This is a genomic window from Flagellimonas sp. 389, from assembly GCF_018449435.1.
Lineage (GTDB): Bacteria > Bacteroidota > Bacteroidia > Flavobacteriales > Flavobacteriaceae > Flagellimonas.
This window is the reverse complement of the sequence record NZ_JAHCMU010000001.1, coordinates 25719-39906: the sequence shown is the minus strand read 5'-3', so window position 1 is coordinate 39906 and position 14188 is coordinate 25719. Positions and strand designations below refer to the sequence as shown.

The 14188-nt window shown below is 37.8% G+C and carries 17 protein-coding genes; all 17 read left to right on the top strand.

Features of this window, described 5'->3' with window-relative positions; all coding sequences use genetic code 11:
• Positions 1 to 31: 31 nt before the first annotated feature.
• The 17 genes from gcvH (at position 32) to KIM67_RS00110 (ending at position 14156) form a co-directional block, all read left to right on the top strand.
• Positions 32 to 412, top strand: a complete 381-nt coding sequence (gene gcvH, locus KIM67_RS00190; protein WP_213829365.1) for a glycine cleavage system protein GcvH — start codon at positions 32 to 34, stop codon at positions 410 to 412.
• Positions 405 to 806 carry a VanZ family protein gene (locus KIM67_RS00185; protein ID WP_213829364.1) on the top strand — a complete coding sequence of 134 codons (402 nt, stop codon included), beginning with the start codon at positions 405 to 407 and terminating at the stop codon, positions 804 to 806. Before gcvH ends, KIM67_RS00185 begins: the two co-directional genes overlap by 8 nt.
• 52 nt (positions 807 to 858) lie before the next feature.
• A complete protein-coding gene (locus KIM67_RS00180; RefSeq protein WP_213829363.1) occupies positions 859 to 1563 on the top strand; it encodes an energy transducer TonB in 705 nt (234 codons plus the stop codon).
• Positions 1564 to 1772: 209 nt separating this feature from the next.
• Entirely contained in the window at positions 1773 to 2684 is a 912-nt protein-coding gene (gene cyoE, locus KIM67_RS00175; protein WP_213829362.1) for a heme o synthase, read from the top strand.
• 104 nt (positions 2685 to 2788) lie between these two features.
• Entirely contained in the window at positions 2789 to 3370 is a 582-nt protein-coding gene (locus KIM67_RS00170; RefSeq protein WP_213829361.1) for a cytochrome c oxidase subunit 3, read from the top strand.
• Positions 3371 to 3461: 91 nt separating this feature from the next.
• Positions 3462 to 4436 carry a cytochrome c oxidase subunit 3 gene (locus tag KIM67_RS00165; RefSeq protein WP_213829360.1) on the top strand — a complete coding sequence of 325 codons (975 nt, stop codon included), beginning with the start codon at positions 3462 to 3464 and terminating at the stop codon, positions 4434 to 4436.
• Between the two features lie 47 nt (positions 4437 to 4483).
• Complete coding sequence (locus KIM67_RS00160; RefSeq protein WP_213829359.1) at positions 4484 to 4867, top strand: cytochrome C oxidase subunit IV family protein; 384 nt, start codon at positions 4484 to 4486, stop codon at positions 4865 to 4867.
• A gap of 68 nt (positions 4868 to 4935) precedes the next feature.
• Positions 4936 to 5556 carry a hypothetical protein gene (locus tag KIM67_RS00155; protein WP_213829358.1) on the top strand — a complete coding sequence of 207 codons (621 nt, stop codon included), beginning with the start codon at positions 4936 to 4938 and terminating at the stop codon, positions 5554 to 5556.
• The gene (locus KIM67_RS00150) at positions 5537 to 6283 is read left to right on the top strand and encodes an SCO family protein (RefSeq protein ID WP_213829357.1); all 747 of its coding nucleotides are present in this window, start codon (positions 5537 to 5539) and stop codon (positions 6281 to 6283) included. Before KIM67_RS00155 ends, KIM67_RS00150 begins: the two co-directional genes overlap by 20 nt.
• Positions 6280 to 6816, top strand: coding sequence for a DUF420 domain-containing protein (locus tag KIM67_RS00145; protein WP_213829356.1), 537 nt, complete (start codon positions 6280 to 6282; stop codon positions 6814 to 6816). The genes KIM67_RS00150 and KIM67_RS00145 overlap by 4 nt, the downstream gene beginning before the upstream one ends.
• A 55-nt stretch (positions 6817 to 6871) precedes the next feature.
• A complete protein-coding gene (locus tag KIM67_RS00140) occupies positions 6872 to 7087 on the top strand; it encodes a hypothetical protein (RefSeq protein WP_213829626.1) in 216 nt (71 codons plus the stop codon).
• Between the two features lie 111 nt (positions 7088 to 7198).
• A complete protein-coding gene (locus KIM67_RS00135; protein WP_213829355.1) occupies positions 7199 to 8443 on the top strand; it encodes an ABC transporter permease in 1245 nt (414 codons plus the stop codon).
• A gap of 23 nt (positions 8444 to 8466) precedes the next feature.
• Positions 8467 to 9726 (top strand): ABC transporter permease, encoded by a 1260-nt coding sequence (locus KIM67_RS00130; RefSeq protein WP_213829354.1) that lies wholly within the window; start codon positions 8467 to 8469, stop codon positions 9724 to 9726.
• Between the two features lie 36 nt (positions 9727 to 9762).
• A complete protein-coding gene (locus KIM67_RS00125; protein WP_213829353.1) occupies positions 9763 to 10875 on the top strand; it encodes an efflux RND transporter periplasmic adaptor subunit in 1113 nt (370 codons plus the stop codon).
• 98 nt (positions 10876 to 10973) lie between these two features.
• Positions 10974 to 11675, top strand: a complete 702-nt coding sequence (locus KIM67_RS00120; RefSeq protein WP_213829352.1) for an ABC transporter ATP-binding protein — start codon at positions 10974 to 10976, stop codon at positions 11673 to 11675.
• On the top strand, positions 11668 to 12897 hold the full coding sequence (locus KIM67_RS00115; protein ID WP_213829351.1) for an ABC transporter permease: 1230 nt from the start codon (positions 11668 to 11670) through the stop codon (positions 12895 to 12897). The genes KIM67_RS00120 and KIM67_RS00115 overlap by 8 nt, the downstream gene beginning before the upstream one ends.
• A gap of 2 nt (positions 12898 to 12899) precedes the next feature.
• Positions 12900 to 14156, top strand: a complete 1257-nt coding sequence (locus KIM67_RS00110; RefSeq protein WP_213829350.1) for an ABC transporter permease — start codon at positions 12900 to 12902, stop codon at positions 14154 to 14156.
• Positions 14157 to 14188 lie beyond the last annotated feature (32 nt).

Sequence of the window (14188 nt, the reverse complement as noted above, 5' to 3'; positions counted from 1 at the left end):
ATTTGTCACTGGACTAAAAGAAATTAAAACAATGAACGTACCAGCAGAATTAAAATATACGAAAGATCACGAATGGATCAAGATTGAAGGTGATACGGCAACTGTGGGAATTACTGACTTTGCACAAGGGGAGTTGGGGGATATCGTCTATGTCGAAGTAGAGACTTTGGATGAGACACTTGACAAAGAAGAAGTGTTCGGTACGGTGGAAGCTGTAAAAACTGTTTCTGATTTATTTTTACCGCTAAGTGGTGAAATCGTGGAATTCAATGAGGTCTTGGAAGATGAGCCCGAAAAGGTGAATTCCGACCCTTACGGTGAAGGTTGGATGATCAAAATAAAAATAAGCGATCCTTCGGAAGTAGATGGTCTAATGAGTGATGAGGACTATAAAGCATTGATTGGTGCTTAAAAAGCACGTTTTTGCAATATTATTTGTAAGCTGGGTATTTTTTATTACAATACTTAGCTTATTTTCTTTTTCAGGGGTTGATACTAGTGGAGTTGCTATTCCTTATGCGGACAAGATTGTCCATTTTTCATTTTACCTGATTTTTGCAATACTGGGTTGCTTCTTTTTAAGGGAACGTACACAGGGAGATATAACCATAGGAAGAGCAGTATTGTCAATCTTGTTTACAGCTATAGCATATGGCATATTTATTGAGGTGTTACAATACACAGTTACTGCAAATCGCATGGCCGAATTTGGAGATATTATTGCAAATACGCTTGGCGCAATTGTAGGAGTTAGTGTTATTAAATGGTTTTTTTCTAAAGAAAGGCCGTTAAAATGGAAAATTTAATTGCTTATTTAACTAATTAATAATTAAATTAGCGAACATTAAAATCAAAACAATGGAACTAAAAAAGAATCCAAAGGCAGATGTAGGAAAAAACAGTACGCTCTATTTTGTAATAGGATTAGCGGCCGTTTTGGGATTGGTTTACGGAGCCATGGAATGGAAAAAGTACGACCCTGATAACGATTATGATATCTCTATGAATATTGAAGATCAGTTGGACGAAGAAGTACCAATGACGGAACAGATAAAGACTCCGCCACCGCCACCGCCACCAGCTGCTCCAGAAGTTATCGAAGTTGTAGAAGATGAAGAAGAAGTTGAAGAAACCGTAATCGAATCAACTGAGACCAGTCAGGATGAAGAGGTGATGGAAATAGAAGAGGTTGAAGTCGAGGAAGTTGAAGAAGATATTTCTGTACCATTTGCGGTTATTGAAGACGTTCCTGTTTTCCCTGGTTGCGAAGGCGCCAGCAATAAGAAGAAGTGTTTTCAAGAGATGATGCAAAAACACATTCGTAAAAATTTCCGCTATCCAGAAATTGCCCAAGAAATGGGTGTACAAGGAAGGGTGAATGTCATTTTCGTAATTCAAAAAGATGGTAGCATCGGTAATATTAGAATGCGTGGACCGGATAAAAACTTGGAAAAAGAAGCATTGCGAATTATCAATAAGCTCCCAAAGATGACTCCAGGTAAGCAACGGGGAAGAGCGGTTAAGGTACCTTTCAGTATCCCAATTACCTTTAAGTTACAATAAGATATATGTAATTCTTGCCGAGGCAAGAATTGAAAAAGCCCTAGTGTTCTCGCTAGGGCTTTTTTTTGTTTTTATGAGAACTGTCATAAATACTGTGGCAATGTTATATAATTGAGAGTGGATATTTCCTTAGAAACAATATAAAGACTGGCAATTGGTTGGAAAAGAGTTGCTCTGACATTATCTTTGCCAGCCAATATAACTAGTGGATGAAATCTGCAGTAAGTTCTGTAAAAAGTACATCTTGGTCTTTAATTTATGCCGATTTTAAGGAAATCACTAAGGCCCGCTTGGCAGTAAGTGTGGTTTTCTCTTCCATTGCAGGATATTTTCTGGGTGCTTATCAAATCGATTTTGTATCAGTGCTTTTGCTTGCCTTTGGCGGGTATTGTATGGTAGGTGCTTCCAATGCCTACAACCAAGTCATTGAAAAAGATTTGGACGCTTTGATGAAACGTACCAGAAACCGTCCAGTTCCTTCTGGGCGTATGTCGGTAAATACTGCTATGGCAATAGCCATTGCGCTAACATTGTTGGGAGTGTTGTCTTTATATGTCCTCAGCCCAAAAACGGCAATGTTCGGTGCAATTTCAATCTTTCTATACACGAGTGTATATACACCTTTAAAAACTAAGACCCCACTTTCTGTATTCGTTGGTGCTTTCCCGGGCGCCATACCCTTTATGTTGGGGTGGGTGGCAGCAACAAATGATTTTGGTATAGAATCAGGAACCCTCTTTATGATTCAGTTCTTTTGGCAGTTCCCCCATTTTTGGGCATTGGGTTGGATGTTGGATGAAGACTACAAAAAAGGAGGCTTTAAAATGTTGCCTACAGGCAAAAAAGATACTGGCACAGCACTACAAATTATATTATACACCATTTGGATGATCGTTATTTCAGTAATGCCTGCATTTGGTTTTACAGGTCGATTACAGTTGTCCGTACCTGCAGCTATTATCGTGCTATTGGCAGGTTTGGCAATGCTTGGTTTTGCATTTAAACTGTATGAAAAACGCGATAATCCTTCCGCAAGAAGGTTAATGCTGGCAAGTGTGACCTATATTTCATTGATACAACTAATATTCGTTATAGATAAATTCAGTAAAACACTATTTTAAGAGTTCTAAATAGCGATTTGAATTGATTGAGCTTAAAAACGAAATATGAAGAATAAGGTTTTAAAATATATTTTATTATAGCAGGAATTAAATTTTAGATTTAAATGGATTTGACCGAAGGAACAATGCAGCAAAAGAACAGCCGGGCCAAGAAAATGATGCTTTGGTTTGGTATTGTAAGCTTGATTATGGGGTTTGCTGGTTGGACGAGTGCCTATATCGTAAGTAGTAAACGAGATGATTGGATCAGTGATTTAGAATTGCCACAAGCTTTTTTTATAAGTACCGCTATAATAATATTAAGTAGTATTACTTATGTACTCGCAAAGCAGGCAGTCAAGAAAAATAATCAGAAGTTGGGAACTATTTTTCTGGTAACCACATTGGTTTTTGGGATTTCCTTTATCATATTACAATTTATGGGATTCTCGCAAATGCTGGAAAACGGATATTATTTTACGGGTCCAACGAGCAGTATTAAAATGTCGTATGTATTTTTGATTGCTGCTGTACACATAGCCCACGTGGTCGCTGGTCTAATTTCGCTATTGGTGGTTTTGGTACAGCAAATTAGGGGAAAATATATGCCAGATACTATGTTGGGGCTGGAATTGGGTGCCACTTTTTGGCATTTTTTAGATTTTCTTTGGGTGTATTTGATACTATTTATGCTTTTTGTAAAATAAATTTTAAGAGAAAAAGTTTTCATTGAACTTTATCTTTTCGAATACATCAAAAGATGTAAATTTGTGAATGTTTTATTAAATCGACTTTTTTATGGATACAACGGTAACTACCGGTACTGAAGATAATGTTTGGGGAGGCGGAAATCGTCCGCTGGGAGCGAGCTATGGAAAATTAATGATGTGGTTTTTTATTGTCTCTGATGCTTTGACCTTTTCTGGTTTTTTGGTCTCCTATGGCTTCTCTAGATTTAAGTTTATAGAGACTTGGCCCATTGCTGATGAAGTATTTACCCACGTTCCCTTTTTCCATGGAAACTATCCAATGTATTATGTGGCTTTCATGACTTTTATTTTGATCATGTCCTCTGTAACTATGGTGCTTGCTGTGGATGCAGGCCATAAAATGATGCAGAAGAAAGTCATTTTTTATATGTTCCTCACCGTAATCGGAGGTGCTATTTTTGTGGGTTCACAAGCATGGGAATGGGCAACATTCATAAAAGGTGATTATGGAGCTATAGAGACTAAAGGAGGAAGAATTCTCCAGTTCGTAGACGCAGAAACAGGAAAACGCGCCGCCTTAAGTGATTTTTCCACAACTATATCAAGCGAGCGAGTTGAGCATGAAAGCAAGAACGGAGTATGGTATTATGAAGGGAAACCTTTACCCAGTTACTCTGTAAATGAAGTTTTGGAAGGGTTCAAGGCAAGTCCTAATATATTAATTCGTACAGAAACGATAAATGATGAAGGAGAGAAGACGATATTAAATCGCCAAGAATCACTTGCAAAACTTAAGGATGCAAGTTTGGTGGTTGAAGGAGCTAATCTTGTCCGTAATGAGTACGGTAGCCGACTGTTTGCAGATTTTTTCTTCTTCATTACAGGATTTCACGGATTTCACGTATTCTCTGGCGTAGTCATCAATGTAATTATCTTTTTCAATGTCATTTTAGGAACATACGAGCGAAGAGGGCATTATGAGATGGTTGAAAAAGTAGGGCTCTACTGGCACTTTGTGGATTTAGTATGGGTTTTTGTATTTACATTCTTCTATTTGGTATAACTTGATCTAATTTCTGGAATTCAGAAATTCAAAAAAAATATAATAAAATGGCGCACGAGCATAAACTGGAAATTTTCAGGGGACTTTTAAAGTTTAAGTCCAATATTCAAAAAATATGGGGAGTACTTGTATTCCTATCTATTGTAACTGCAATAGAGGTTGCCTTGGGTATTATTAAACCAGAACTTTTGACCAAGAATTATTTTTTGGGCATGAAACTCCTTAATTGGATCTTCATCATATTGACCCTTGTCAAAGCATATTATATTGCTTGGGATTTTATGCACCTGCGTGATGAAAAAAGTTCCTTGAGGAGAGCTATAGTATGGACCCCAATATTTCTGGTTTCCTATTTGATATTCATCCTGCTATTTGAAGCCGATTATATCTACAATGTGTTCAAAGACGGCTTTTTGGCTTGGGACTTCTAAGAAAGTATTAACATAGAAAAAAGACGGTTTACTAACCGTCTTTTTTATTTTTGTATAAGTGGGTTAAAATGAAAAAGACTTTTGTTTTAGTTATATTATTTATATTTCCATTAGTGGCTTACCTTTTCTTTGCCTCTGGGGTAAATAACTTTGGAAAATTGCCTGTTCTCACAGAAAATATTCCCGATTTGAAAGGTTTGAACATGGATGGAAAAATTACCATTTTGGGATTCTTGGGCAATGATATAGATGATGTAAAAGGGAACGCCTTTAATCTCAATCAGAAAATTTACAAACGGTTTAGTGGATTTGTTGATTTCCAAATGGCTATGGTCGTACCCCAAGGAAATGAGGATGGAGTAGAATCCCTTAAAGAAGAATTGGGAGAATTATCCGATGTGGACAAGTGGAATTTTGTCTTTGAAACCGATTCAGAAATAGAAACTTTTTTCCAGAGTTTAAATGTCAATGTAAATTTAGATGAAAATTTGGGCACACCATACGTTTTTATCATTGATAAAGATCGAAACCTACGCGGAAGGGAAGACGATGAAGATGAGGGCGTCAAATACGGCTTCAATACTACCTCTGTTGCAGAATTAAATAACAAAATGGAAGATGATGTTAAGATTATTCTTGCTGAATATCGTCTTGCTCTAAAGAAAAATAATGCCGACAGGAGCAAATAACAAAAAGAAATATACCTACGTTTGGGTGTCGACCATTATTTTGGTGTTCGGGATTTTTGCCGTTTATGAAATAACAAAAAGACTCAAAGAAGGAACAATTGTCGAAAATGATAGAATGAGCATTGGTTCTTTGCAAACTGATCTTGCATTTATATTGACCAATGGACAAAAAAGACGTGTTCCAGAATTTTCCTTTCACAATCAGGATAGTCTGCTTATCTCAAATGAAGATTTTCTAGGAAAAGTATATGTGGTAGAATTTTTCTTTACCACCTGTCCTACTATTTGTCCTATAATGACCAAAAATTTGGTTGAACTTCAAGATACGTTTGAAGAATATGATAATTTTGGAGTGGCTTCATTTACAATAAATCCAAGATATGATACGCCTTCTATATTGAAAAAATATACTAAACGCTACGGGATAACAGATAAGGACTGGCATTTAATGACTGGAGATCAAGAAGATATATATAAACTTGCTCAAGAAGGTTTTTATATTATAGCTAATGAAGATGAAAGTGCTCCAGGTGGCTTTGAACACTCTGGTATGTTTGCTTTGGTCGACAAAGAAGGATTTATACGCTCCAGAACAGATGTGAACGGTAATCCCTTGATTTACTACAGGGGAACCATAACAGAAAAAGAAGGAGTGAGTGACGAAGGCGAGCCACAACAGATAACGATGTTAAAAGAGGACATAAAAAAGTTATTGCTAGAAGAATGACAAGTGAAGTTTCAATACGAGAAAGACGTTTCAATAAATGGATTACGATCATATCGATTGCAATACCAGTAGTAGTGGCATTATTGTTTGGCTATAAAATTCCAAATGCAGAACCGTTATCCTTTTTGCCCCCTATCTATGCTTCCATCAATGGCTTAACGGCTATATTGCTAATTGCTGCTGTTTTCGCAATTAAGAATGGGAAAAAGGACGTACATCAAAAGTTGATGATTACTTGTATTGGTCTTTCATTGCTATTCCTTGTTATGTACGTTGCATATCATATGACATCAGAGAGTACAAAATTTGGTGGTGAAGGCGCCATTAAGTACATCTACTACGTTATTCTTATTTCCCATATTGTGCTTTCCATAGCAGTAATCCCCTTGGTTCTGCGTACCTATGCCAAAGCGTATTTGAATGATTTTGCCTCGCATAGAAAATGGGCAAAATACACATTTCCCATTTGGTTATACGTTGCAATAACCGGAGTTGTCGTCTACTTAATGATTTCACCGTATTATGTCCACTAAAAAAACAAACTTAATTCCTTCTTCTGTTTCCCGTAGCGGTTCTCTCAATATATCGTTGGGAAGAAAGAGTTTGTTTTTTCTGCTGTTGATTTTTTTTATTTTTCCAGAGGTTTCGAATGCACAATGCGCCATGTGCAGAGCGGTCGTAGAAAGCGAAACAGATGGTAAAACCGCTGAGGGAATCAATAACGGTATAGTTTATCTTATGGCAATTCCTTATATTTTGGTGGCAGGACTGTTCTTTTTCATTTACAAAAAGATGAAGGGTTAGGCGATTCGTATTTTTTTAGTATTTTTTGTGTGTAAAGTGTAACAAATTCTTTTGGGGCACGTCATATAAGAGTACGTATGCGTATTCATCAATCATCAAACTAACAACCATATGTTCGATATAGAAAGGTGGCAAGAGATATTTGACACCATCCGTAAGAACAAACTTCGCACATTTCTCACAGGGCTATCCGTTGCTTCTGGGATATTTATTCTCGTGATTTTATTAGGCTTTGGGCAAGGTATGCAAAATGGTATTGAAAAAGAGTTCAAGCAAGACGCTACAACAAGTATATGGGCATGGCCGGAAACAACATCAAGAGCTTATAAAGGACTCAACCCAGGAAGAGTTGTTCGATTTAAGAATAGGGATTATGAAATGGCCGGGCGTTTGTTCAAAGAAGAAATTGAGTACGAATCTCCCCGGGTCTTTGTTCGAGGTGTAGATATAGTCTACGGGAATGAAGCCTTGGTGTACGGTATACAGGGAGTGTCTTCCGAGTTTCAGTTTATAGAGGGTTTTGGTACTTCGGAAGGTCGTTTTATAAACTACAAAGATGAGATTTCACTAGGTAAAGTAGCCGTCATTGGTAAGAAAATCAAAGAAGACGTATTCAATAAGATGGATACTCCAATTGGTGAGTCAATAGATATTTCTGGAATTAGATTTACGATTATAGGGGTTTTCAATGAACAGAACGAGCGGGAAGAAGAACGAATCTATATTCCGTTAACAACGGCCCAACGTGTTTTTAATGGAGATGATACCTTAAATACATTGTCTTATACGCTGCCGCCCGCAGAAAATTTTGAAGAAGCTGTGGCCAGTGCCATAAGCTTTAAAGATAACTTAAGAAAATACCTGAAGGAAGAGCATATGGTGGCACCCGAAGATGAATCGGGTGTAAGGGTCTGGAGTGCTATGGAAGAAGCCAAGCGTTATTACGGGATTACGGGAAATATGAAGCTTTTCTTCTGGTTTGTGGGTGTCTGTACCATTATTGCCGGAGTAGTGGGAGTAAGCAACATTATGCTCATAGTTGTTAAAGAACGTACTCGTGAAATTGGTATAAGAAAGGCTCTTGGGGCCAAACCTTGGTCCATTGTTGGGATGATTTTACACGAATCTATTTTTGTAACTGCCATTTCTGGATTTGCTGGCCTTATTTTTAGTATGACCCTGTTGGAGGTTGTAGGGCCGCATGTTGAAATAGATTATATCGTTAATCCGTCGGTGAATTTTAATGTGGCATTTTCGACGGTAATGGTATTGATTTTTGCAGGGACAGTTGCAGGATTTGTTCCAGCTTGGAGAGCTGCAAAGGTACAAGTGATAGAATCTTTAAAAGATGAGTAAAATGTTCACTCTAAGTAAAGGTAATGTTCAATAGAGATAGATGGAGGGAAATTTTGGAAGTCCTAACCAGCAATGTTGGTAGGACCATACTAACAGCTTTTGGTGTTTGTTGGGGAATTTTTATTCTCATCGTATTGTTAGCGGCGGGGAAAGGTTTTGAAAATGGGATACGACAAGACTTTGGAGATATTGCTACAAATACGATGTTTATGTGGACCAGAAGTACCACAAAAGCATATGAAGGATTGCCAAAAGGGAGAAGTTTTGAGTTTAAGGTAGACGATGTTCAGGCCATTAAGGACAATGTGCCCAATCTTAGATTTATTTCCCCAAGAAACCAATTAGGTGGCTTTAGGGGCGGTGGAAACGTGATTCGGGGAATACGGGTCGGAGCTTACAATGTTTATGGTGATTACCCAGAAATCATTAATCAAGATCCTATGACCGTTACTTCTGGTCGTTTTTTAAACCACAATGATATCCAAGAAAAAAGAAAAGTGGCGATTATTGGCCAAGGCGTTAAATCGGAGCTTTACGAAAAAGGAGAAGAGGTTTTGGGAACATATATCAAGATTCAAGGCGTCAATTTCATGGTCATAGGAACTTACAAAAAGAACAGTAATGATGGGGATGGTGAAGAAGCACAAAAGGAAATCTTTGTACCGTTCACTTCGTTTTCACAAGCCTTTAATAGGGGGGAAGATGTTGGATGGATGGCCATAACTGCACATGATGGAAGTTCTATTTCCCAGCTTAAGGAGGGTATTGTCAATGTGATGCGCGAAAGACATAAAGTACATCCAGAAGACAAAAGAGCCATTGGATATTTTGACTTGTATGAACAATTTAACCGGGTAGAGAGTTTGTTCTTTGGATTAAAGGCCATCGCATATCTCGTTGGTATCATGGTGTTGCTTTCCGGTATCATTGGGGTGAGCAATATTATGCTGATCGTTGTAAAAGAGCGGACCAAGGAAATAGGAATACGCAGGGCTTTGGGTGAAGAACCTATATCCATTAAGAAACAAATATTGATGGAGTCAATTTTCTTGACCATTATTTCTGGAATGATAGGCATCATCTTTGGTTCCCTGGTCATCTATGGAATCAATTCTTTATTGGACAGTGTTGGCCCCGTGGATATGTTCGTTAACCCAAGTGTTAGTGTTGGTGTCGTAAGTGGTGCCCTTACCATATTAATGGTTTCAGGACTATTGGCTGGATTTATACCAGCGCAAAGTGCTATCCGTGTTCGACCCATTGAAGCATTGAGGACGGAATAAAATTGAAAATCAATCAAACTAAATCATAAAACGAAAATGAAAAAGTCAGTTACCATTATCATCTTATTACTCATAGTAATTGTATTTGGTGGTTCAATGTATTACCTCTATCAAAAAAACGCCGAGAACCCCGTAGTTTATGAAACGGAAAAACTTTCCAAACAAAATATCGTAAAAAAAGCTGTTGCAACTGGGAGTATTCTTCCTTTGGAAGAGGTGCTCATCAAACCTAATATTTCTGGAGTAATAGAAGAAATATATGTGGAGGGCGGAGATTATGTGAAATCAGGAGACCTATTGGCAAAAATAAAAGTAGTCCCTAACTTAAATGCCCTTATCGATGCAAGAAACGCCATTGATGAGGTTAGAATCAATTTAGATGACCAAAAAAGAAATTATGACCGACAACTATCGCTTTTTGAAAAAGGGGTTATTCCCAAAGCAGATTTGGAGCGCGCCGAGGTCACATTTGATCAAGCAAAACAATCATATCGTGCTGCTAATAAAAGGTATGACATTGTGAAAACGGGTACAACAAGTGGTTTTAGAAACGCAGCTAATACCTTGATACGATCTACAGTAAGTGGTATGGTGCTCGATGTGCCGGTTGAAAAAGGAAACCAGATTATAGAGAGTAACAATTTCAATGAAGGAACAACGATAGCAGCTATTGCCGATGTGGAAAAGATGATTTTTGAAGGTAAGGTAGACGAATCTGAAGTTGGAAAAATAAAAGAAAACCTGCCTTTGGAAATTACCGTAGGCGCTATTGAAGATAAGGTTTTTGATGCGGTATTAGACTATATAGCACCAAAAGGAGTAGAGGAGAACGGTGCCATTCAGTTTGAGATAAAGGGAACATTGAAAAAACAAGATACTGTTTTTATCCGTGCAGGTCTAAGTGCAAATGCATCCATAATTTTAGCTAGGGCAGATGGCGTTTTGGCGTTAAAGGAGGCACTGGTTCAATTTGATGATGAAACTAAAAAACCATACGTCGAAATTGAAACTTCGGAACAGCAATTTGAACGTAAGGATATTGAACTTGGAATCAGTGATGGCATTTTTGTTGAGGTGAAATCTGGTCTAAATCAGGAAGATAACATCAAAGTTTGGAATGCCATAGAAGAGGAAGAAGATTCCAATTAATATTTAACAAAAAAAATCAATTAATCTTGTAACAATTTAACAACTTGTAAGTCCTATTGAAGGAGCTACAGGTTCCAAACAGCTAACAGTACCAACTCATGATAGAAATCAAAGATCTTCACAAATCCTATAAAATGGGAAGCAATTCACTTCACGTTTTAAAAGGAATAAATTTTACCGCTCAATCAGGAGAGCTTGTTGCCATAATGGGATCTTCAGGTTCGGGAAAATCCACATTGCTAAATATTTTGGGAATGTTGGATGGCGCTGATAATGGTGAGTATATTTTAGATGGCGTACCGATTAAGGATTTAACAGAAACAAAGGCCGCCCAATATCGAAATAAGTTTTTAGGTTTCATCTTTCAATCGTTCAACCTTATTAATTACAAATCGGCTCTTGAGAATGTAGCTCTTCCTTTATATTATCAAAAGGTAGGAAGAAAAGAACGTCAGGTAAAAGCATTGAACTATTTGGAAAGAGTAGGATTAAAAGAGTGGGCCACACATTTGCCCAGTGAATTATCGGGTGGTCAAAAACAACGTGTTGCGATTGCAAGAGCAATGGCTGCAGAGCCTAAGGTACTTTTGGCAGATGAGCCAACTGGTGCGTTGGACAGTAAGACTTCATATGAAGTAATGGATTTGATTCAAAAAATCAATGACGAAGGAAATACCATTTTAGTAGTGACCCACGAAGAAGATATCGCCCATATGTGCAAACGTATCGTACACTTAAAAGATGGAGTGATTGTAGAAGACAAAAAGATAGAACAAGTTAGAGCGGAACAGTATGTTTGATCGTGACATTTGGCAAGAAATATTCCATACCTTAAGAAACAACAAGCTTAGGACTTTTTTGACTGGGTTTTCCGTAGGGTGGGCAATTTTTATTCTGGTGATGCTGCTTGCTTCTGTTAACGGAATGCAAAACGGTTTTACCAACCAGTTCAATGACGATGCCACAAACTCTATTTTTGTTAGACCTGGTACTACTGCAAAAGCCTACGCAGGTTTTGAAGCGGGGAGAAGAATCCAGTTCAAAAATGACGATCTTGATTATATAAAGAATAGCTTTCCAGATGATGTTGAATATATAAGCGCAAGATATTTTAGCAATACCACTGCACGTTACAAAAGTGAAACAGGCTCCTATTCGGTGCAAGGGGTTCACCCGGACCATCAAGCTATTGAGAAAACCATTGTAACTAAAGGAAGGTATATCAACAATGCGGATATTGTCAATAAAGCCAAAGTCGCTGTTATCGGAAGAAAGGTCAGTGAGGATTTATTTGGACAGGAAGACCCTATAGGAAAGTTTGCTGAGTTCAATAGTTTGCCCTTCAGGGTTGTTGGGGTTTTTACAGATGATGGTGACGATAACGCAGAACGTAGGATATATGCGCCAGTAAGCACATACCAAAGAATTTATGGGAATACCAATACCATAAATCAGATTTTGCTGACTTATAATCCATCTTTTGATCTTCCCAAGGCGCTGGAATTTTCGGGTAGATTGGAAGATTTAATGAAGAGAAGGCATAAGGTATCGCCATCGGATCAAGCAGGAATAAACGTATGGAACTATGCTGAAGCATTTGATGACATCAGTAGTTTTTCTGCGGTACTGAATGCCATAAGTATCGGTGTTGGATTTTTAATTTTAGTTGCAGGGATAGTAGGCATCGGTAATATCATGGTATTTACTATCAAAGAGCGAACTAAGGAAATAGGGGTTAGAAAAGCATTGGGCGCCATGCCAAAGCAAATTATCAATTTAGTTCTTTTGGAATCGACTTTTATAACGGCACTATCAGGTTTTATAGGTTTGATATTCGCTTGGATTATTCTGTCACTTTTAGGACCCGCGATAGACACTCCTGCATTTAGTAACCCTTCCGTTAGTTTGTCGACGGTAGTTACGGCTACAATTATATTGATTGTTGCCGGAGTTCTGGCAGGTCTTATCCCAGCGATAAAAGCGGCAAATGTAAAACCGATTGTAGCATTAAGCGATAAATAGTTATGTGGTTGTTCGATAAAGACTTGTGGATAGAGATTTTTCATACCCTTGGGAAGAACATGTTCCGTACGTTCTTAACTATGTTAGGTGTCATTTTCGCTATGATTATCCTGATATTGCTTTTAGGCTCCGCAAACGGTATGAGCAATGGTTTTAATAAAGTTTTTGCAGGTACCGCTTCCAATAGTCTTTTTATTTGGGGGCAATCAACATCCGAACCTTACAAAGGCTTTGAGCGGGGCAGAAGAATACGATATAAGATTGAAGATGCTGATATTTTAAGAAAACAAATCCCGGAAATAGAGGTTTTGGCACCAAGGATAGAATTGGGAAGTCATAGGGATGTTGTCACCGTATATAGGGACGGAAGAAAAAGTGGTTCTTCCGTTTATGGGGATTATCCAGAAATTGATAATATCACCAAAAAGAAGTTGGTCGAAGGGAGGTTTTTGAACAAAACTGATATTGAAAACTCTAAAAAAATATGTGTTATAGGTGAAGAAACCTATAAACTATTGTTCGATAAAGGTGAGAATGCCATTGGTCAAGATATTCGTATCAATGGGGTATTCTTCACTGTTGTAGGTATTTACAAACCTAACAACAATATAAATATTGATGGTGAAAATGCGGTATTCATACCTTTTACCACTTTTCAAAAAGCATTTAATACGGGCGACCGTATGGGATGGATGGCCATTGCCGTAGAACCAAATACCAAAGTTCCCGTTGTGGAAAATCAAATCAAGACCATACTTAAGACCAAGTATGATATCCACCCAGATGATGAAAGAGCCATTGGTAGTTTCGATATGTCCGAAATATTCAATAACATCACCGGTTTTACAGATGTACTTAAAGGTTTCTCCTTCTTTGTTGGCATTTTTACTTTGTTGGCAGGGGTAATAGCTATCAGTAATATTCTGTTGATTACCGTTAAGGAGCGTACCAAAGAAATTGGTGTACGGAGAGCGTTAGGAGCCACTCCAAGAACCGTAAAAAGGCAGATTGTGGTAGAAGCCATTGTTTTAACTGCTTTTGCTGGACTTATAGGATTTGCGATATCCGTAGGTATTCTAGGACTGCTTAATTCTATGTTTGGAAGTGGTGACGATTTTCCGTTCGTGAATCCTATGGTAAGTATTCCACAATTTCTTATTTCTTTTTTATTGATGGTGGGACTAAGCGTGTTGATAGGATTGATCCCAGCAAATAAAGCGGTTAAAGTAAGGCCAATAGAAGCATTAAGAGAAGAATGACCAAAACTAAATAATTCAGATAATAATCAAAT